General features: G+C 53.2%; 20 protein-coding genes. 11 read left to right on the top strand and 9 right to left on the bottom strand.

Features of this window, described 5'->3' with window-relative positions; all coding sequences use genetic code 11:
• Positions 1-12: 12 nt before the first annotated feature.
• The 6 genes from ACL7TT_RS14545 to ACL7TT_RS14520 all read right to left on the bottom strand — a co-directional run bounded on the left by ACL7TT_RS14545 (position 13) and on the right by ACL7TT_RS14520 (position 7441).
• A complete protein-coding gene (locus ACL7TT_RS14545; protein WP_413396439.1) occupies positions 13-795 on the bottom strand; it encodes a 4'-phosphopantetheinyl transferase family protein in 783 nt (260 codons plus the stop codon).
• A complete protein-coding gene (prpF, locus tag ACL7TT_RS14540) occupies positions 765-1943 on the bottom strand; it encodes a 2-methylaconitate cis-trans isomerase PrpF (protein ID WP_413396437.1) in 1179 nt (392 codons plus the stop codon). The genes ACL7TT_RS14545 and prpF overlap by 31 nt, the downstream gene beginning before the upstream one ends.
• Positions 1944-1945: 2 nt before the next feature.
• The gene (gene acnD / locus ACL7TT_RS14535; protein ID WP_413396435.1) at positions 1946-4543 is read right to left on the bottom strand and encodes a Fe/S-dependent 2-methylisocitrate dehydratase AcnD; all 2598 of its coding nucleotides are present in this window, start codon (positions 4541-4543) and stop codon (positions 1946-1948) included.
• Between the two features lie 123 nt (positions 4544-4666).
• Positions 4667-5794, bottom strand: a complete 1128-nt coding sequence (prpC, locus tag ACL7TT_RS14530; protein WP_413396433.1) for a bifunctional 2-methylcitrate synthase/citrate synthase — start codon at positions 5792-5794, stop codon at positions 4667-4669.
• 84 nt (positions 5795-5878) lie between these two features.
• Positions 5879-6757 carry a methylisocitrate lyase gene (prpB, locus tag ACL7TT_RS14525; RefSeq protein ID WP_413396431.1) on the bottom strand — a complete coding sequence of 293 codons (879 nt, stop codon included), beginning with the start codon at positions 6755-6757 and terminating at the stop codon, positions 5879-5881.
• A 3-nt stretch (positions 6758-6760) separates the two neighbouring features.
• Positions 6761-7441, bottom strand: a complete 681-nt coding sequence (locus tag ACL7TT_RS14520; protein ID WP_413396429.1) for a GntR family transcriptional regulator — start codon at positions 7439-7441, stop codon at positions 6761-6763.
• Between the two features lie 311 nt (positions 7442-7752).
• On the opposite strand from ACL7TT_RS14520, the gene ACL7TT_RS14515 reads away from it, so the two are divergent.
• A complete protein-coding gene (locus ACL7TT_RS14515; protein WP_413396427.1) occupies positions 7753-8277 on the top strand; it encodes a DUF2062 domain-containing protein in 525 nt (174 codons plus the stop codon).
• Between the two features lie 170 nt (positions 8278-8447).
• Here ACL7TT_RS14515 and ACL7TT_RS14510 read toward each other — a convergent pair whose 3' ends face one another.
• The 3 genes from ACL7TT_RS14510 to ACL7TT_RS14500 form a co-directional block, all read right to left on the bottom strand.
• Positions 8448-9707, bottom strand: a complete 1260-nt coding sequence (locus tag ACL7TT_RS14510; protein ID WP_413396425.1) for a lipoprotein-releasing ABC transporter permease subunit — start codon at positions 9705-9707, stop codon at positions 8448-8450.
• Positions 9700-10455 carry a lipoprotein-releasing ABC transporter ATP-binding protein LolD gene (lolD, locus tag ACL7TT_RS14505; protein WP_299947688.1) on the bottom strand — a complete coding sequence of 252 codons (756 nt, stop codon included), beginning with the start codon at positions 10453-10455 and terminating at the stop codon, positions 9700-9702. Before lolD ends, ACL7TT_RS14510 begins: the two co-directional genes overlap by 8 nt.
• Before the next feature lie 226 nt (positions 10456-10681).
• Positions 10682-11923 (bottom strand): lipoprotein-releasing ABC transporter permease subunit, encoded by a 1242-nt coding sequence (locus ACL7TT_RS14500; protein ID WP_413396423.1) that lies wholly within the window; start codon positions 11921-11923, stop codon positions 10682-10684.
• A 382-nt stretch (positions 11924-12305) separates the two neighbouring features.
• Here ACL7TT_RS14500 and ACL7TT_RS14495 point away from each other — a divergent pair, with 382 nt between their 5' ends.
• The 10 genes from ACL7TT_RS14495 to ACL7TT_RS14450 all read left to right on the top strand — a co-directional run bounded on the left by ACL7TT_RS14495 (position 12306) and on the right by ACL7TT_RS14450 (position 20974).
• On the top strand, positions 12306-12602 hold the full coding sequence (locus ACL7TT_RS14495; RefSeq protein ID WP_413396421.1) for a hypothetical protein: 297 nt from the start codon (positions 12306-12308) through the stop codon (positions 12600-12602).
• Positions 12603-12812: 210 nt separating this feature from the next.
• Complete coding sequence (locus ACL7TT_RS14490) at positions 12813-13952, top strand: sterol desaturase family protein (protein WP_413396419.1); 1140 nt, start codon at positions 12813-12815, stop codon at positions 13950-13952.
• Between the two features lie 136 nt (positions 13953-14088).
• The gene (locus tag ACL7TT_RS14485; RefSeq protein WP_413396417.1) at positions 14089-14445 is read left to right on the top strand and encodes a L,D-transpeptidase family protein; all 357 of its coding nucleotides are present in this window, start codon (positions 14089-14091) and stop codon (positions 14443-14445) included.
• A gap of 154 nt (positions 14446-14599) precedes the next feature.
• Positions 14600-16006, top strand: coding sequence for an asparagine--tRNA ligase (asnS, locus tag ACL7TT_RS14480; protein ID WP_413396415.1), 1407 nt, complete (start codon positions 14600-14602; stop codon positions 16004-16006).
• A 732-nt stretch (positions 16007-16738) separates the two neighbouring features.
• Complete coding sequence (locus ACL7TT_RS14475; protein ID WP_413396413.1) at positions 16739-17659, top strand: zinc metalloprotease; 921 nt, start codon at positions 16739-16741, stop codon at positions 17657-17659.
• A 49-nt stretch (positions 17660-17708) separates the two neighbouring features.
• Positions 17709-18098, top strand: a complete 390-nt coding sequence (locus ACL7TT_RS14470; RefSeq protein ID WP_413396411.1) for a hypothetical protein — start codon at positions 17709-17711, stop codon at positions 18096-18098.
• A 325-nt stretch (positions 18099-18423) separates the two neighbouring features.
• Positions 18424-18600 carry a hypothetical protein gene (locus ACL7TT_RS14465; protein ID WP_413396409.1) on the top strand — a complete coding sequence of 59 codons (177 nt, stop codon included), beginning with the start codon at positions 18424-18426 and terminating at the stop codon, positions 18598-18600.
• Positions 18601-18733: 133 nt separating this feature from the next.
• Positions 18734-19255, top strand: a complete 522-nt coding sequence (locus tag ACL7TT_RS14460) for a MerR family transcriptional regulator (protein ID WP_413396407.1) — start codon at positions 18734-18736, stop codon at positions 19253-19255.
• A 153-nt stretch (positions 19256-19408) separates the two neighbouring features.
• On the top strand, positions 19409-19936 hold the full coding sequence (locus ACL7TT_RS14455; RefSeq protein ID WP_413396405.1) for a hypothetical protein: 528 nt from the start codon (positions 19409-19411) through the stop codon (positions 19934-19936).
• A gap of 54 nt (positions 19937-19990) precedes the next feature.
• Entirely contained in the window at positions 19991-20974 is a 984-nt protein-coding gene (locus ACL7TT_RS14450) for an LLM class flavin-dependent oxidoreductase (protein WP_413396403.1), read from the top strand.
• Positions 20975-21234 lie beyond the last annotated feature (260 nt).

The raw sequence follows: 21234 nt of genomic DNA, 5'->3' as shown, positions 1-21234 counted from the left end.
AGACGCCGCAGCTTAGTTACCTGAACCTTGCAAGCCACAATAAGTAAGAATGGTATTCCCGTCTAGCCAATAAAAATGTATGGGAATAACAACCCCTGGCTGCAGTGTTGGACAAAGATCTTGACGCACCTCTAATAATAGAACCTTCCGGTTGTTATCGAAATCGACCAAAGAGACCGCATCGAAATCGAAGTATCGTCTTACCAAAGGAAATGCAGCCTTGAAGAAGCTTTCTTTTGCTGAGAAAATAATGGAGAGAACAGAACCCGGAATAGTCATAAGACCATGATCCTGCAGATAGCGGATCTCCGATTGAAAAATTGCTGTATTCTGTAATGCAAGTTGAGATTTTTCAGAAAGCACACTCTCAATATCGATTCCAATACCTTTCATTTGTGTGGCTTTCAGTACAGTCGCACCAGCATATCGTTCATTATGACTGATACTGCCGATTGTACCTTCTGGCCAAATTGGCTCCCGCCACTTTCCCGTTTCTACCCGGAATTGCTCTATGTCTAATGCAGCCAATGCATATCGGGCAGCCATCCGCCCGAAAAAATATTCCCTCTGTCGTTTTGGAACACTCTTGGCAATATTTGAAGGTAGATCTATATTGAACTTGTGGAAAAAGTTTGTCGAAAAATTATTTTTTGCTATTTTGAATAAATAAAGTTGAAAATGCTTATTATTAAGTTCAGGGAAACTGAATCGCAGTGATCTCTGTTCAAAAAAATTTACCAATGATGCCAGCAAACCATCCACCTCTAGAAGCAAGTACCAGGCACCCTCACCCACCCTTCCATCAGGACTCGGGCGCTGCGGCTCATAATGGCTTTGGTTGCGGCCCATTGGCCGTCCACTGCTGTCACCTCAGCACCAACGCGTAAGCTTCCGGAGGGGTGTCCGAAGCAGACCGAATTGCGCTCGCCACCACCTGCGGCGAGATTCACCAAAGTGCCGGGTATGGCGGCGGCTATGCCGATAGCCACGGCGGCCGTGCCCATCATGGCGTGGTGTAGTTTACCCATTGACAAGGCACGGACGAGCAGATCAATATCTGCCGCAACCACCCCTTGACCACTCGAGGCAATGTAATCCTGTGGCTTGGCAACAAAAGCGACTTTCGGCGTGTGCTGGCGGGCTGCAGCTTCCTCGGCAGAGGAGATCAATCCCATGGTTACTGCGCCATAGGCACGGATGGCCTCGAACATGGCGAGCGCTTGATTATCGCCATTAATCGCATTCTGTAGTTCGGTACCGGTATAACCAATATCTTCTGCATTGACGAAAATCGTGGAGATTCCGGCATTGATCATGGTGGCCTTGAGGACACCGACACCTGGTACTTCCAGATCATCCACCAGGTTGCCAGTGGGGAACAGGGCACCCTCGCCGTCGGCGGGGTTCATAAACTCAATTTCCACTTCGGCTGACGGGAAGGTGACGCCATCCAGTTCAAAATCTCCGGTCTCTTGCACGGCACCGCTGGTTATCGGCACATGGGCAACAATGGTCTTACCGATATTGGCCTGCCAGATACGTACAGTGCAGATGCCATTTTCTGGAACCCTGGAAGGCTCTACAAAACCGCTATTGATGGCAAAGGCGCCCACCGCGGCGGTGAGATTCCCGCAGTTACCGCTCCAATCGACAAAGGGTTTATCGATAGAAATCTGGCCAAACAGGTAGTTCACATCGTGATCGGGCTTTTCGCTGGGCGACAAGATCACTGTTTTACTGGTGCTCGAAGTGGCACCCCCCATACCGTCGGTATGCTTTCCGTAGGGATCCGGACTACCAATCACGCGTAGCAGCAGATTGTCACGGGCCTTTCCTGGCACCTGTGCGACCTGGGGCAGATCCTGCAGGCGAAAGAAAACGCCCTTACTGGTTCCTCCGCGCATATAGGTCGCGGGGATTTTTATTTGAGGTGCATATTTCATACTCAGGCCGTCACTTCTGCTTCTAGGAAGTCTTTGGCAAAGCGCTGCAGGACACCACCCGCTTCGTATATGGAAACCTCTTCAGCGGTATCCAGGCGGCAAGTGACCGGTGCCTCAATAGTCTCACCATTAGCGCGGTGAATCAGTACCGCCAGGGTGGCATGCGGCGTGCGCTCTCCGACCACATCGAAGGTTTCGGTACCGTCAATGCCCAGGGTTTCACGGGTAATACCCGGCTTAAACTCCAGCGGCAGCACCCCCATACCAATCAGGTTGGTGCGGTGAATACGCTCGAAACCCTCCGCCACAATGGCTTCCACTCCGGCCAAGCGAACACCTTTCGCGGCCCAATCGCGAGAGGAACCCTGACCGTAATCGGCACCCGCCACAATAATCAGCGGTTGTTTGCGATCCATATAAGTTTCAATAGCTTCCCACATGCGCGTGCACCGCCCTTCCGGTTCGATACGGGCCAGGGAGCCCTGGCGAATCTCGCCGTTGTCATCGCGCACCATTTCATTGAGTAATTTCGGGTTGGCAAAAGTGGCACGCTGGGCCGTGAGGTGGTCGCCTCGGTGGGTGGCGTAAGAGTTGAAGTCCTCTTCCGGCAGGCCCATTTGCGCCAGGTATTCACCGGCAGCACTACTGGCCAAAATGGCGTTGGAGGGGGATAGATGGTCGGTGGTGATATTGTCACCCAGCACCGCCAGCGGGCGCATCCCCTTCAGGGTGCGCTCACCAGCCAGCGCGCCTTCCCAATAGGGCGGTCGACGGATATAGGTGCTCATTGAACGCCAATCGTACAGAGGGTTGCCCTGCTCATCCGCTGCATCCCGCTCTTCAAACATGGGGATATAGACATCGCGGAATTGTTGCGGCTTTACACTCTGGCGCACAATTGCATCAATCTCTTCGTCGCTGGGCCAGATATCTTTCAGGGTTATGGGCTGACCTTCGTCATCGTATCCCAACGCTTCCTTTTCAATATCAAAACGGATGGTGCCGGCGATCGCGTAAGCCACTACCAGTGGCGGTGAAGCCAGGAACGCCTGCTTGGCGTAGGGGTGGATACGGCCATCGAAATTGCGGTTGCCAGAAAGCACAGCCGTTGAATACAAATCGCGGTCGATGACTTCCTGCTGGATTTTTGGATCAAGGGCACCACTCATACCGTTACAGGTAGTGCAAGCGAAAGCCACAACACCAAAACCCATCTGTTCCAGGTCCGGTAATAGGTCTGCCTCTTCCAGATACATTTTTACCGTCTTGGAGCCGGGTGCCAGGGAGCTTTTCACCCAAGGCTTGCGGGTCAGGCCGAGCTTATTGGCATTGCGGGCAATCAGGCCTGCGGCAATCATATTGCGTGGATTGCTGGTGTTGGTGCAGCTGGTAATGGCTGCGATGATCACAGCACCATCGGGCATCTCGCCCGCTTTGTCTTGCCAGGCCTTGGCGATACCGCGATTGGCCAGTTCAGAGGCCGGCAGCAGCGCATGGGGGTTGGAGGGGCCAGCCAGGTTGCGGCCCACAGTAGTGAGGTCAAATTTCAGTACGCGCTCGTATTCGGCGCCCTTCAAAGCATCGGACCAGAGGCCGGTTTCCCTGGCAAACCGCTCTACCAGAGCCACCTGTTCGTCATCGCGACCGGTAAGCTTGAGGTAATCCATGGTTTGCGCATCAATAGAGAACATGGCCGCCGTTGCGCCATATTCTGGCGTCATATTGGAGATAGTGGCGCGGTCGCCCAGGGTCAGGTTGGAAGCGCCTTCACCGAAGAATTCCAGGTAGGTACCCACCACGCGCTGGCGGCGCAGGAATTCAGTCAGAGCCAAAACCAGGTCGGTACCGGTAATTCCAGGCTGCAATTTTCCGCTCAGTGCCACGCCGACGATATCTGGCAGGCGCATGTAAGAGGCACGGCCAAGCATTACGCTTTCGGCTTCCAGGCCACCCACGCCGACAGAAATTACCCCCAGGGCATCTACCATCGGCGTATGGCTATCGGTACCGACACAGGTATCCGGGAATGCCACACCTTCACGTACCTGGACCACCGGCGACATCTTCTCCAGGTTAATCTGGTGCATGATGCCGTTACCGGGCGGGATCACATCTACATTTTCAAAAGCGGTTTTGGTCCAGTTGATAAAGTGGAAGCGGTCTTCATTGCGACGCTCTTCCACTGCACGGTTTTTCTCGAAGGCGCCCTTCTCAAAACCGGGGTGCTCCACCGCAAGGGAGTGGTCCACGATTAACTGGGTGGGAACGACGGGATTTACCCTGGCAGGATCACCGCCTTTATCGGCAATGGCATCGCGCAGACCAGCCAGATCCACCAATGCAGTTTGGCCGAGAATATCGTGGCACACCACTCGGGCTGGGAACCATGGAAAGTCCAACTCGCGCTTGCGCTCGATAATCTGCTTGAGGGAGTCGGTCAATTTTTCCGGCTCGCAACGGCGCACCAGGTTTTCCGCCAGAATGCGTGAGGTATACGGCAGTTTGGCATAAGCACCGGGCAGGATCGCGTCCACAGCGGCGCGGGTATCGAAGTAATCGAGGTCTGTACCGGGCAGTGATTTGCGGTAATCAATATTCATAGCTTGGTAAATCAGTCGAATCGTTTTTCAGTCTGGTCGGTTAAGAGAAAGCCCCCTAGTTGCCAAATCCTGACAACTGGGGGCCGGTGCACCAAGTGTGCCTCGCATTCGTTTGGCAGTATATTAACCGCGCTCGGCGATAGGCGTTACTTTGCGTGGCTCCACGCCCACATACTCCGCGCTCGGGCGAATAATGCGGTTGTCTGCGCGCTGCTCGAACACGTGTGCGGCCCAACCGGTAACGCGGGACATCACAAAGATCGGGGTGAACAGTTTGGTGGGAATACCCATAAAGTGATAGGCGGAAGCATGGAAGAAGTCTGCATTACAGAACAGCTTTTTCTCGCGCCACATAACTTCTTCACAGCGCACGGATACCGGGTACAACACGGTATCGCCGACATCTTCAGCCAGCTTTTCAGACCAGGCTTTGATAATGGCGTTGCGCGGATCGGACTCGCGGTAAATCGCGTGGCCGAAGCCCATGATTTTCTCTTTGCGCTCCAGCATGCCCAACAGTGCTTTTTCCGCTTCGTCCGGGTTGGAGAAACGCTCGATCAGCTCCATTGCCGCCTCGTTGGCACCGCCGTGCAAGGGGCCACGCAGGGTACCGATGGCACCGGTGATACAGCTGAACAAGTCCGACAAAGTGGAAGCACAGACACGTGCGGTAAAGGTGGACGCGTTGAATTCGTGCTCGGCATACAGGATCAGGGAAACGTTCATGACCTGCTCGTGCAGGGCGCTGGGGTTCTCGCCGCGCAACATATGCAGGAAATGACCGCCGATGCTGTCATCACCGGTTTCCGTTTCAATGCGCACATTGTCGTGGGTGAAACGATACCAGTAGCAGATAATGGACGGAAAAGCAGCCAGCAATCGGTTGGCTTTTTCCAGTTGTTGCGCGAAGGACTCTTCACCTTCCAGGTTCCCCAGCATGGAACAGCCGGTACGCATTACATCCATCGGGTGGGCGTCAGCGGGAATACGCTCCAACACCTCTTTCAGGGCCAGTGGCAGACCACGCATCGTTTTCAGTAGCGCCTTGTATTCCACAAGCTGTCCCTCGGTGGGCAGTTCCCCATACAAAATCAGGTAGGCAACTTCTTCAAACCCACAGTGTTGGGCCAGATCCTTAATATCGTAGCCACGGTAAGTCAGGCCGGAACCGGATTTTCCTACTGTAGACAATGCGGTTTTACCCGCTACCTGGCCGCGCAGGCCGGCACCACTCAGTGTCTTTTCTGCCATCGTCTTATCTCCCCTTTTTTTTAATACGCAGTTTCTGTCCCCGTCGGCTGAATGCCGAGCCGGCCTCAACCGATACGTAGTCCGTTATTTGTTGAACAGCTCGTCAAGCTTTTGCTCAAACACGTGATAGCTGAGGTAATCGTAAAGCTCTTCACGGGTCTGCATGGTGTCCACCACCGTTTTCTGGTCGCCATTTTGCAGAATGCTGGTATACACATTTTCCGCCGCACGGCTCATGGCTCGAAACGCTGACAGCGGATACAGTACGATATCTGCACCGGCCTCGCCCAGCTCTTTGGTGTTATACAGCTCGGTCTTACCAAACTCGGTAATATTCGCCAGAATCGGCACATTCAATGCATCCTTAAAGGCGCGATAGTGCTCTAATTCAGTGACTGCTTCGGCAAAAATGCCGTCGGCACCCGCTTCAATGCAGGCCTGCGCACGCTCGATAGCGGCATTCAGACCTTCCTGGGCGAAGGCGTCGGTACGGGCCATGATAAAGAAGTCATCATCGGTACGGGCATCCACCGCCGCCTTGATGCGATCCACCATCTCCTGTTTGGAAACAATTTCTTTGTTGGGACGGTGGCCACAGCGTTTTTGCGCGACCTGGTCTTCAATATGTACCGCACCGGCACCGGCATGGATCATTTCTTTAGTAGTGCGGGCGATATTGAAAGCGCCCCCCCAGCCGGTATCGATATCCACCAGCAGTGGCAATTCGCTGGCAGCGGTGATGCGGCGCACATCCTCCAGCACATTGTCGAGGCTGGTCATGCCCAAATCCGGCAGGCCGTAAGAGGCGTTAGCAACGCCCGCACCTGAGAGATAAATCGCCTTGTGACCAATACGTTCGGCCATGATTGCCGCGTAGGCGTTGATAGTACCAACCACTTGCAGTGGTTTGTTCTCAGCAAGTGCGGTGCGGAAACGCGCGCCGGCGGAAGGCTTTTGGCTCATACTCTACCTCAGTTTATTTTCAATGTTCTGCCTGGAAGCGCGGATATGCCGGCGCATTAACAGCTCTGCCAGCTCCCCATCTCCCGCTTCTATGGCCTCGATGATATGGCTGTGTTCGCGAAACGCGCGCCGGGCCCTGGGACTGGCCATACCCAACTGGTAGCGATACATACGAACACGGTAATAAAGACGATTACACAGAGTGTCGATCAACAACGCATTTTTGGAGGCCTGTACGATACGGAAGTGAAAATCAAAATCCCCTTCCGGCTGGAAATAAGCTTTACCGGCTTGCAGCTCTTCCTGCTGCTCATGGCGGGACAACATCTGGCGCAGTTCTGCCAAATCTTCTTCCGTGCGCTGCTGGGCGGCAAGGCGGCAGGCCATACCCTCCAGAGCCTCGCGCACCTCGTAGAGTTCCAGCAGACCGCGCTCACTCAAATCAACGACGCGCGCACCCACGTTTACCCGGCGCTCCAGCAAGCCCAGGGACTCCAGGTGCATCAGGGCCTCGCGCAGGCTGCCCCGGCTGGCATTGAAGCGGCGGGCCAGCCCGGGCTCGCTGATTTTACTGCCCGCAGCTATACGCCCTTCCACGATTTCGCCACGCAAAGTCAAAAAAAGGCGCTCAGCCAGGCTCTGGTGTGGTTCCTGTACCGGGCTGCGCTCTCCGATTGCACTCATAAGGCACCAGGATTGTCGACAATTACCAGGAGGTGCATACATTAAAACAGTGAGAATTTGGCGTCAACTAAAGCTCATACCAAGGATTGTTGACAACCTTTGGCGCATAATGACCTTTCCGGCAACGGTAGTCTTGCCCGCGCTAAGTGGGCATAATAGCGCCCGCGCCAAGTACGGCTAGGGCGCATCCCACTACCGGGGGCCCCTCTATGCTAAATTGGGGCCAGTGAGATAAGCCCGGCTTGAGAATTTCCAGGCCCCGGAACAGGGCCAAATTACAAGGCTGCCAGCACCCAGGTTTCAACAGAGTTATGCCGAAGAGTATTATCAGGCGATGGCTGCCAAGCCCCGAAGAAATCCGAGCCAAGAACGGGCTCAAGTTTCTGGGAACCCTGCTACATGACCCCAACTTGTTCCACCTGAACCGGCACTCGGTTTCGGTCGCATTTGCGGTAGGTGTATTCACCAGCTTCCTGCCTCTGCCCGGGCAAATGATCATTGCCACCCTGCTGGCCCTGTGGCTGCGCTGCAATCTGCCGCTATCGGTCATCCTGGTCTGGATCAGCAATCCGGTTACCCTGCCGGCAATTTTTTACAGTACTTACAAGCTGGGCAGCTGGGCTCTGGGTACGCCGCCAGTGGATTTCAGTATCGAGCTGTCCTGGGAATGGCTGACCACTGAGGTGGAGAAAATCTGGATCCCGCTCTTTGTCGGCTCCCTGCTGGCGGGGGCATTCTTTGCCGCCCTGGCCTATTTTGCCATACGCGCACTTTGGCGCTGGCATGTTGTCAAGCGGTGGAAACTGCGGCTGGAGCGCCGTTCCGCGATCAGTTGAGCCAGAAAGTACCAACTCCCCTCGCAACCATCACCAAGATTCTGTATTTCGGAAAGCGCAGTGCCGGCGGGGTAGCATACCCTACCCCAGTCTTCTCCGATACGAAATGAGCCTGAAGCGAGGCCGTGGTTCCAACACAAAAAGAGCCTGAAGACCCTTTAGCGGCAAAGCTACTCGTTGCGCAGGGCTGCGGCAGGTTGAACCCGGCTGGCCTGCAATGCGGGATACAGGGTTGCCAGCAGGCTGAGCAGTATTCCAGCACCCACTACCAGCGCCACATCGGACCAGGCCAGTTCGGATGGTAGGTAATCCACCGGGTAAACATCGGATTTCAGGAACTGGACCCCGAGTGCGGATTCCAGTCCGGCGACCAAATCCGTGACAGTCAGTGCTCCCAGGACACCAAGGGCGCCACCGACCACCGCACCAACCAGCCCCACCAGCGCTCCCTGGCTGACAAAGGTCAGTAGAATCTGTTGTGTGCTGGCCCCCATGGTGCGCAGTATTGCAATATCCGTATGTTTGTCGACCACGACCATCACCAGGGTGGACACCACATTGAAAGCGGCGATGGCAATAATCAGCAGCACCAGCAGTCCCACCAGATTGCGGGACATCTGTATCGCCTGGTAGAGGTTGCCGTGGGTACGACTCCAGTCAGTACCGTAATAACCCCGCTGGTCAAGTCCACGCAGTAAGCGACGCATGATCCAATTGGCCTCAAGCATCTCCCTAACCCGCAGTTGCACACCGGCACCACCGCTATTGCCCGCCAGGGCCTGGGCCTGCTCCCAGGACACCAGTGCCAGGGACTGGTCCAGAACCGTGCCGGAATGGAATATTTCAGCCACTCTGAAACCCGCCACACGGGCCGCGCGCCGAGCGCCAGCAGCGCTGTTGTTGTCAGGCACAATCAGAGACAGGTAGGCCCCCTGTTCCACACCCAGTTTTTCTGCAATACCGCGCCCGAGGATGATACCGGGCTCGGCGGTGTCCATCAGCTTGGGGAAAGCCTCGGAACTGAGAAAATCCCTGATGTTGGACACTTCGACGATGGTATCCGGGTTAACCCCCTGCACCAACAAGGGTGTGACTTCCCCGCCGCGCCGAGCCAGCGCATTGATCTGCCACACTTCTGCCGCCGACACCACCTCGGAATCGGCAGCCAGTTGGTGGCGCAGGGCGGACCAGTCGATATCGGGGTTGGCATTGTAAATGGTGGCGTGGGGCATGATACCGAGGATGCGCTCACGCAGCTCACGATCAAAGCCGTTCATAACCGACATCACCACGATCATCAGGGCGACACCCAGAATCAACCCGGCCATGGACAGACCGGAAATAAACGAAACCAGCCCCGCGGAGTCATCGCCGCGACGCCGGGCACCGGCGTAGCGCAGACCGATAAAGGTGGATATCGGCTTAAACATGCTCACCCTGGTGCCAGTTGCTGAGGAGTTTACCGTCGATCAGGTGCAGGCAGCGGTCCAGCGCTGCAGCGAGATCCGGGTCGTGGGTCACAATCACAAAACTGATCCCCATATCCCGGTTGAGCCGATCCATCAGTTTGTGGATCTCCCTGGCCGTTGCCCTGTCCAGATTGCCGGTGGGCTCGTCCATGAGTACGCAGGAGGGCTGTGCCACCAGGGCTCGGGCGATGGCGACCCGCTGGCGTTCACCACCGGATAGCTGTGAAGGCTTGTGCTCGAATCGCCTGCCAAGCCCCACCGCCTCCAGAGTGGATTTGGCCTCAGTGCGGGCTTTGGCCACACTGTGCCCACCGATCAAAAGTGGCATGGCCACATTCTCCAGTGCGGAAAACTCGCTGAGGAGGTGGTGAAACTGATAAACAAACCCGAGTTGCCTGTTCCGCAGCCTGCCGCGCTCGTTGACACTGAGACCGGCCAGGTTGTGTCCCGCCACCCAGACTTGACCCGCACTCGGGGTATCCAGGCCGCCCAGCAGGTTGAGCAGGGTCGATTTGCCCGAGCCGGAAGCACCGACAATCGCCAGCTTCTCTCCGTGCCTGACCTCCAACTCGGCACCGCTCAATACCTCCAATTCCCTGCCGCCCTGGCGATAGGATTTGTGCAGCTGCCGGCAAGCCAGCACGGCATCATCGCGGGCCTCTACTACCGCCCGGGCCTGCCCGGTATCTATTTCCACTCGGCTGTTCATAAAGTTGTTGCGTGGCTTCCTAAATCTAGTCGGTAAATTTTAAAATAAGCTCTAGCTGTTTGATCTATCAGGTATTACGCACAGAGCATGTTTCTAGCGGTTCTGCCCAGCACACCGGGAACTATCCGGTATCCGTTTCCCCGAAGGTTTTAGAAAATCTTTTGCCGCTGTCAAAAATCTTCAATTTACTTTAAAAAAACATCTTAACTATATGATTTAAATGAATTTATTCATACCTTAAAGCTTCCGCAGGCTCAATCTGAGCCGCCCGCCAGGCGGGAAACAGCGTTGCCAGCAGGCTCATGCACACCGCAACAGAGAGCACCACCACAGCATCGCCCACGCGGAATTCCGAAGGCAGGTAGCTGACAAAAAATACCCGCGGATCGAATATTTTGCCTCCCGTGAGGCCCTCCGCCCAAGACACTATATCGGTGAGATTGAGGGCAATCAGAAGACCCAATGCTGCACCGCTGAAGGCACCGATAATGCCAATGGCACTACCCTGCACCACAAACACTGCCATGATTTGGCGGGAAGTCAGACCGAGGGTTCTCAACACGGCAATATCTGAGCGCTTGTCTGCCACCATCAACACCAGCGCCGAAACAATATTGAAGGCGGCTACGGCGACGATAATCAGCAACATCAAAGTGACCACGGTCTTTTCCATTTTCACCGCTTGAAACAGGCTACCCTGGGAATGGCTCCAGTCCTCACCACTAAATTCCTCACCGAGCGCCTGCGCATAGAGAGAAACCCTGCCCAATGCGTTATCCATATCGTCGAAGCGCAGCTGCAACCCCTGTACCCTGCCGGTCAAGCGCATCAGGCGGGCCGCATCCTCGATATTGATCAGGGCAACACTCTGGTCCACCTGCGCTCCCACCGAGAAAACACCGGCCACGGTAAAGCGCTTAGTGCGGGGGAAAATGCCCGCTGGCGTGATGGTCACTTCGGGCAGGGTTAAAATGACGGTTTCACCGGGAATCACATTCAATTGTTGGGCGAGAATGCGACCGAGTACTATCTGATAACTGCGCGGTTGCAAGGTATCCAGGCTGCCCATGATCATATGCTCACCCACCGCGGAAACATTGGGCAACGTCGCTGGGTCCACCCCCTGAAACTGGGCGCCCTGGCTGTTGCTGTTCGCGCTCAACAGGGCAAAGCCCTTCACAAAAGGGCTTGCCGCTTCTATATGGGGCTGTCGCTCCAGCTGTTGCGCCGTTTCCCGCCAATCCTGCAAGCCGCCATCGCGTTCGATAAAGCCGTGGGGAACAACGCTCAAAATGCGCGTTTTCAACTCACGATCAAAGCCGTTCATGACAGAAGTGACAACAATCAAGGCAAGTACGCCCAGGGCCATGCCGAGCAGGGAGAAGCCGTTGATAAAGGAAATAAACTGCTGCCGGCGTCGGGCGGCAATATATCTCAGACCAATAAACAGGGGGACAGGTTTCAGCATAGGATCGATTTAAACGGAAAAGAGGTAATAAATCCAAGTATTTAGACAATTTCAACCTACAAAGCAATATCTCGGCCATACCGCCTGCCCCCTTGAACGCCACCCCTTTCAGCCAGGCAGCTCGCGAGCCCCGCGCTTCGGCGCCTTTACGCCCGAATGTCGTGATCCCCACCACGGCTAATCAACAAACCCAGTACCCGGCAAATCCGGGCAGTTAATGCCATGCAGGGCGAATACTGCCGGACCCTGGAACGGTGCCTGCCCGGTATTCCGACCAGTACCTTTGGGGTTTTTGCGGAAAAAACGTGAAGGCGGCCAAGTGTTTTGGCGGAATTTCTGTTTTAATGGGTGACGCAATGGAACACCAACTGGAGAACACTGCATGTTCAACAGATCTCGCAACGGGGTCTCTTCGATTGCCGGCACCCTGGCGCTCCTTTTCGCCTTCGGCGCCCAGGCAAAACCCCTGGAAATACCCGCAAACCTCGACAAGAGTGACCTCACCTTTGAGCAGGTCCGCGGGTTGAAAAAAGATGCAGTCACCTCTCAGCTGGGCGACCCTATGAGTATCGAAGGCCCCGTGGGTGAACCGGCGATTACCCGCTGGGAATATGCAGACTTTTATGTCTATTTTGAATGGGACACGGTGTTACACACGGTGAAGAAACCCAGCGGCTGAGTTTCCAAGCTATCTCACCACACCGGACCAGGCGCCCCGCTCCCCACCAGGTACATGAACTGCGATTCTTTCCCGTTCCCGGTATCCGCCGGAGAGCGCTCTTGGGTACAGCTCCTCGTATCGGCAACCCCGCCAGAAAAGATCCTATAGCTGCCGTATAGTTTACCGGGTGTAATACCCACCCAGGTCCGGAGAACAATGGAATCACTGATGGAAGGCTACAAGTATCAAAAGAGACAGGTTACTCTTGACAAAGACAGAGAATTCCGCATTGGCGAGGGCAAGATCAGCGGCTACGCCTCTATTTTCCTCGGGGCACTCAGCTTACTTGCGGTACTTGCCTATCTGTTCCCCTCCCACCTCACCACTACCGAGTTGCGCCAGGTTTACGATGCGGAGTCCCTGCAGAAGGCACTGAAGTACGGCATGTACTTTTCCCTCTTTTTTGGCGCGCTCACCTTTTATTTGAAGAAGTATCGGCGCATGGGGTTTGCCGGCATAGCCCTGACTGCAACCGCTTTCCTTTTGGGGGGTTACAGGGTTCCTGTGGGCCCTGTTGAGGCCGAGCGGCTGTCACTGGGGGTGGATTGGCTGATTCTCGCCTTCCTCGGCTCGGTGATCGTTTTCGTTAGCCTGGAAAAGCTCTTTCCCAAATACAAAAACCAGGTAATCCTGCGCAAGGAATGGGGGCTGGATCTTTTCTATTTCTGCTTTAACCACCTGGCAATCTCCGCCATTCTGATCTATGCCAACTACCACGTCAGCCACTTTGACTGGGCGGTAAGTGCACAAGTGCAGGCATTGATCGGTTCGGTGCCCATCGCATTACAATTGGTCCTGGTAATTCTCTGTGCAGATTTTGTCCTCTACTGGGAGCATAGAATCTTTCACAAGATACAATGCCTGTGGCCGGTCCATGCAGTACACCACTCTGTGCAGAATATGGATTGGTTGGCGGGCTCCCGTAGCCACTTTATCCAAACTTTTTCCGAAAGAGCCATGGTGATGGTACCTTTGTACCTCCTGGGCGTGGGTGAGGCAGTGCTGAATCTGTACGTGGCTTTCGCCGCCCTGCAGGCCGTGCTGATTCACTGTAATGTCAACCTGCCATTCGGCCCTCTCAAATACATTTTCGTAACCCCCCAGTTCCATCACTGGCACCACAGCTCTGAAAAACCTGCCATTGATACCAATTATTCGGCCCACACCACCCTGTTCGATTGGCTATTCAATACCATGCACTTTCCCAGGGAGCACTGGCCAGCCAAATATGGAACCACCGGGAAATTCCCGCAGAGCTACCTGGGCCAAACGCTGTATCCCATTACTGCCTTACTCAAGAAACATTAAAAAATCGGAGGCCAAAAGGGTGCGGTCTATCGCCGTCTTTGTACTGTTACTTGCCAGCCTCGCCAGGGCCGAAGTCATCCTGGTGCAGGTCATAAAATCGGAGAACAAAATGCTGTTGATGGATGGGTAGGAGGTAGTGAAAACCTGCCAAGTCGCCCTTGGAGCATCCCCAAAGGGGCACAAGATGCAGGAAGGAGATGAGAAAACACCCGAAGGGCGCTACACCCTGGATTACAAAAAGGAGGACTCCGCCTATTACCGCGCCATGCATATCTCTTACCCCAGTAGCCGGGACAGAGCCCAAGCCGAAGCCCGCGGCGTATCGCCAGGCGGCTTTATTATGATTCACGGACAGCGCAACGGGCTGGGCTGGCTCGCGGCAATCACCCAACGCTTTAACTGGACCGATGGCTGCATCGCCCTCAGCAATACTGAAATGGATGTGTTCATGTCCCTGGTGCAGACCGGAACCCCGATAGAGATTCGCTGGTAGGTTTCAGCCTGCCCCGACCCAGATCGTCCTGGGGGTGGATTTCCCTCCGGCAACAGGTCAATATGCCCGCCGTAACTTTCCCCGGGTGGATTGCACAATTTTTAGGCAAGCTGACAAGGCACCACCCTTAGGACTAGCGAGAAATCGATTGAAAATGACAGTTAAAGTCGAACCTATAGATAGCCTGTTGAAATCCAGCGGCCGCGAAGGCGAAGAAGTGCGCGTGCAGGGCTGGATCAGAACCCGCCGGGACTCAAAAGCCGGTCTTTCCTTCCTCGCCGTGCACGACGGCAGCTGCTTTGACCCGATCCAGGTGGTCGCGGAGAACCATCTGCATAATTACCCGTCGGAAGTACAGCGCCTGACCACCGGTTGCGCAGTGGATATCCTCGGTACCATCAAGCCTTCCCAGGGCAAGGGACAATCTATCGAACTGCTGGCCGCCGAGGTGCAGGTGATCGGCTGGGTGGAGGACCCGGATACCTACCCGATGTCCCCCAAGCGCCACACCATGGAGCACCTGCGCGAACACGCCCATCTGCGTCCACGCACCAATGTGAGTGGCGCCGTGGCCCGCGTGCGCAATTGTATTGCCCAGGCGATTCACCAGTTTTTCCATCAGAACGGATTCAACTATGTGCACACCCCGATTCTCACCGCCTCCGACTGCGAGGGCGCCGGTGAGATGTTCCGGGTGAGCAGCCTGGATATGGAAAATCTGCCGCGAAACGAACAGGGCGCAATTGATTACAGCAAAGACTTCTTTGGCGAAGAGAGCTTCCTTACCGTATCCGGTCAACTGAATGCCGAGGCCTATTGCCTGGCCCTGTCCAAGGTGTACACTTTCGGGCCGACCTTCCGGGCGGAAAATTCCAACACCACCCGCCACCTCGCCGAATTTTGGATGGTAGAGCCGGAAGTGGCTTTTGCCGACCTGGCCGATATCGCCGACCTGGCTGAACAGGTACTGAAGCACGTCTGCAAAGTTGTTCTGAACGAACGTGCGGACGATATGGCCTTCTTTGCCCAGCGTATCGATAAAGAGGCGATCAGCCGCCTGGAAAATATCATCGAGAAGGATTTTGCCCGCATCAATTACTCAGATGCCATTGAAATTCTGGAAAACTGCAAGGAAAAATTCGAATTTCCGGTATCTTGGGGGATTGATCTTGCCTCCGAGCACGAGCGCTACCTTGCCGAAGTACACTTCAAAAAGCCCGTCATAGTGATGAACTACCCGAAGGGCATCAAAGCCTTCTATATGCGCATGAATGACGATGGCAGGACAGTAGCCGCCATGGACGTCCTGGCTCCCGGAATCGGTGAGATTATCGGCGGTGCACAGCGAGAAGAGCGCCTGGAAAAACTCGACGAGCGCATGGATGAAATGAATATTCCCCGTGCGCACCTGGACTGGTATCGCGATCTGCGCCGGTATGGCACAGTCCCCCATGCAGGGTTTGGCCTGGGCTTTGACCGCCTTGTGTCCTATGTGACAGGCATGTCTAATATTCGGGACGTGATTCCTTTCCCGCGCACACCAAAAAATATTTCTTTCTGATAAAAAAGCCCCGCATTGCGGGGCTGGCAATATACTTCCATTTTTCACTTTCCTGTCAGTAATTCCTTTATTTACACAAACACTAGTATTACTACCGGATCGGAAAGAGAGAATACCCCTCTTCCAGGACGCACTGTGAATATATCCCTGTAAGCTCGTAATCGACCTCCATGCCTCATAAGATCCTGGCAGAGGGGCATTCTTCCCTCGACGTAGAGTGAGGAAGAGCCTTTGAAAAAATTTTCTTTTCACCCATTTTCACAATTCTTGCCTGTTTGCTAAAAATTACTCCAAATATTTACTTCTGACAACAATGCTCCATAACACGAAGTTGTCACTTTATTTATATTGTAAAAGTAAATTTTTGTAGCACCCAATTAATACTTGCCTTGACCCGCTGTAACGCATCAATACTTTTAGGTATGGGCAGAGAGCTGCAAGAATTCTGCAAACTATTTTCTTTCAGAACACTCTTTTTACTTCATAAAATAGCGAAGATAACTCACATAAGAAAGCAATATTCCAGGCGTGACTATTTGTATCATAACATTCGCAATTCAGGGGATAAAAAACCGTAAAGTGGGAAATTGGGTATACGATAAACAGATAAATTATGTGCCATTATTTTTTCTCTAGGGAATGATTGTGTTGACATCCAGGCTCTAAAAACCGATCTTACCCCGGCTTTAATCGAAGCAGAAAAGAACGATAAATAAAAATAAGGATCATTCTATGCAATTCTCTTGTCGAACCCTTTTCCTCGGCAAAGCTTTGGCTTTTTGTGCACTCACCACGCCCATGACTGTCGATGCGCAAAGCAGCAAAGCCTTTGAAAACGCAAATCACAATGCAAGTTTCCTTCGCTGCGGCACCAAGCACCCCACTACAGAAGAAGCTGCAATGAAGGAGCGCCATCTCAGTAATTTGCGCGGTAAACCGGGTGGCGGTGATGGCGGCAGCGGCTATATATCCCGCCCTGCCGGCTCTGTTTCAGTCGATGTTTATTTTCATGTAATCACCGACAGCAGCAATAACGGCGCGGTTTCAAGCGGTGACATCACTAACCAAATGAATATCCTGAATGCGGCTTTTTCAGACACCCCATTCACATTCAACCTGGTATCCACGACCACTAACGCAAATGATAGTTGGTATAACCTGAATTCTGGTTCCACAGCGGAAACCGCCATGAAGTCCGCTCTGCGGGTGGGAGGCGCAGGGGATCTCAATATTTATGCCGCAAATATCGGCGGAGGCTTACTGGGCTGGGCAACCTTTCCCAGCAGCTATGCTTCCAACTCCATTCGCGATGGCGTTGTCGTCTTGACCGGTTCTTTGCCCGGCGGTGATTCCGCACCATTTAATGAAGGGGACACAATGGTTCATGAGGTGGGACACTGGCTCGGCTTATATCACACATTCCAGGGGGGCTGTAATGGCGATGGGGATTTCGTCGCTGACACACCGGCGGAAAGATCGCCGGCAAATGGTTGTCCTGTAGGCCGTGACTCCTGCACAAAGGGTAAAAACGCGGATGGCCTGGACCCTATCCACAATTTTATGGACTATACCTATGATGCCTGTATGTATGAATTTACCGACGGACAGTCCAATCGCGCTGACGAGTTAAGCAACCTCTATCGCGGCCTTTAAAATACAGCGGAGGGGGCTTTCCCCCTCCCGGCCGAGGCTCTATCGTGCCATGAAAATTTTTCTTGTTCTTCTGGTGTTATTCACTCTGCCCCTGCCTGTAACCGCACAACAGCGCCTGGCAATCCCGGCTTATATCACCTGCAACCACAATCAACTCACCGCCTGGATGGGAGAAATCCAATACCTGAACCACCAAGCCGGCACACTCAGTCTTGCTCTGACGACTGACTACCAGACAGATGAATCCCTACAATTGCAGTACCCTACCGAAGCGATCTTACTTGCTCAGATGCGCCTGCACAGTGCTCCATTCACCAAAGACGACTGGCGCCAACTGTATGAATCCGATGGGACACTGCGCAATAAACTGCGCGCAGTAATCTGGCTTTGTGAAGATTCCAATACCAAGCCTGTCATCAACTGGCAACCGCCCAAATAAATCTGCACTGATGTATTTTTTGATCCCAAATGTCAACAATGGACACAATTGGTATTTAGCTGATCGATAGTGAAAAAAGGACATGCTAGTTGTAGTTTCATCACCGCAGTGCTTCGCGATCACTGAACCCGATAGAATTAGGCTCTTCATCGGCGGCAGGTAAATAGAAAGCGCGCTGTTCACACCCCGACAATCAAACATACCGCTGAAAATCACTTGGTTGAAATCGCACGCTTAGCTGGATTCACACAAGTGCCCTCCAGTTCGAACCGCTTGGCGCTGCCTTTGGACTACACTGGCACTGATTATCCATATTGATGATGATATGTCCGACCCTACGCTGGTTCAGCTTTCACCTGAGCGCCATCAGAACCTTGATCGAATAGAGGACCTCACTGCCCACCATGGTGAACACCACGGCAGCATTGATATTGATCGTCGCCTACCAGTAGCCGCAGTGATGCCGGGATCGGGTCTGAACGTCTCTCTCGGAATCGCCTGACTTAGGAAATATCGGTCTACTTCTATCAAACATTCGCAACCTGGCATGAAATCCATCATATATACGAGTAATAACGTTGACCTGACTATAGGTTTATAGTTCACGATGCTTCCAAATAGGAGGATACGAAAACGTGTACACAGTAAGTCAGCTAGCTCGGAAACACGGCATTACCCGATCAACCATGCTGTACTACGAGCGTGAAGGCTTATTAAAGCCAGCCTCACGTTCTGACAATGGATATCGATGGTACGGAGAGCCAGAGAATGAACGCTTGCAGGCTATCGTTGCCTATCGCTCCTATGGTGTGCCCGTAGCAAAAATTACAGAACTTCTGGGTCACAACCAAAGCGTGTCACAGTCGAAGATATTGAGGGACCACTTTAACGACCTGGCTGCAGAAATTGAAGTGCTTCGAAACCAACAAAAAGCCATTGTCGCCTTACTTCAAGAGCCTGATCTCTTGACAGAGAATACAATCACCAAAAAGCAGTGGATTGAAGTCATGATGGCTGCCGGGTTTGATCAGGATGAGATGGCGCTTTGGCATCAAACCTTCGAACAGATGCGCCCGCAGGAACACCAGAAATTTCTCGAGTCACTGGGCATTGATGCGAAGGAAATTAAAAAGATACGAGCCATTAAAGCCTCTTAACCGATCGCTTCCTCACCACCTAAGCACACACTACATTATATGTATTCACAGTATTGACCTGTCTATAGGTTCATAGTTAATCATTGATTTCACCTTGTCGAGAAACAGGGCTAACCAACTCGATGGCCTACGCAATACCAAAGGAGATAAATGATGAACACTGAACGCTCAGACAAGAAAATTGCTGAATTAAAAGCACAGGGGCCGCAATACCTGCGTCGCCTTATTACCCACACACAGCACTTTGAAGCGACGCCGGAAGTCGTATTCCCGCTCTTATGCCCTACCACTGAGTTCGATTGGATGGACGGTTGGGACTGTGAAATGATCTATTCAAAGTCTCTGATTCAAGAATACAATGCAGTTTTCAAAACAGACTATTTTATTCCCGGTGAAGTTTGGGTGGTATCGCAATTCGAGCCTAACCGTAGTATTGAGTTTGTGCGGATTTCTGAAACTCTTTCCATCAAAGTTGATGCACGCATCCTTGACAACCTCGATGGTACTTGTACTGGGAACTGGATTGTGAACATCACCGCATTAACCGAACAAGGTAATGCAGCGTTGCGAAGCCTGAATCCCGAAGATGAACCGATTGGTATCTTGATTGATGCGTTAGCGCACTACATCAGGAACGACACCATCAAGCCGCTACCAGATGGCATTTTCAACAAGAAGTAATTCACCCTGCGTTGTGGCAACTCAATCTCTTCCATATCAACATAAAGAATCGCAATGAACAATCTATTTCCATCTTCGATGAAACGTTCACTATTTTGGCTGTTGGACTATCATCCCCATGCTGAAAGCAACGAAGCGGACACCATGCTCAAGGCAATTGAACATTGCTGCATAGCCGAGCGGTTAGGCTTCACCGCAGCCTGGTGCGCAGAGCATCATTTTCAGACCCTTGGCATGATCCCCAATCCTGCTGTTTTCCTCGCTGCACTGTCACAGAAAACAACAATGCTAAGAATCGGACCTGCTATTTCGGTATTACCTTTGCACAACTCAATCCAGATTGCCGAAGATTACGCGATGGTTGACCAGCTGTCTGGTGGGCGGCTCAATATGGGCGTTGGTACTGGGGGCCAGGCAATTGAGGCCCAGGGTATGGGAACGCAGTTCGGTAAACGCAAGGAGTTGTTTGAGCAAAATTTAATTGATGTTATTGATCGTTGGACAATTGCCTCAGAGGGCAAGATCAACATTAATTCAATTAACGCTGCCCCCATACAAACACCAACACCCCCCATTTATGTCACCAGTAATCAAGCGGGCATGGCCTATAAAATCGGCCTAGCGGGACGATCACTATTGACCCTGGTTTCCCCCTCAGTTGGCAAGCTGGAAGACATTGGTGAACGAATCTCAGCACATAAGAGAGGGCTTCGTGACGGGGGGCACCCCAAGACAGTTGCCGAGGCCGTCGTAGTTATCTTTACACATCTGAATGACAGTGAAGAGCGTGCCAGAGAAATTGCCATCCCGGCCCTTGGCCATACGCTCTCTGCGATGTCTGGCAACCCTATAAGTGATGCAACAGACGTCTACCATATGATGCAACGCACAGGGGCCGGTTTATTTGGAAGTGAGCAACAAGCATCAGAAATTGTCACACGATACGCCGAGGTTGGTGTTGAACATATAGCGTTCTTGAATCGTTTTGGCGCGATGCCTTGGGATGAGGCGGAACAAAGCCTCAACCGATTAACTTAAGTGTAGTAACGAATCGCATTGCTGAATCAGCGGTATTGCAAGCTGGTAGGTGGATACCTCCTACCAGTCTATCATTGTACGATCTTCCTACACTCCCCCACTGCCATTAGAGACAAGGCAATAAGAAGTGCTGTTCTCAGAACCTGCCAAATCGCCCAACCCGTCAATAAGTTCCGTCGCAAACAGGTAGCCCGTTAAATCTTCATCATGTGAGCGAAGAGTGAATGGGCAAGGCTGTCGCCAAGGCAGTGAATACCTAC

Source organism: Microbulbifer jejuensis (genome assembly GCF_047289955.1).
GTDB lineage: Bacteria > Pseudomonadota > Gammaproteobacteria > Pseudomonadales > Cellvibrionaceae > Microbulbifer.
This window is presented reverse-complemented; position numbering and strand designations above follow the sequence as displayed.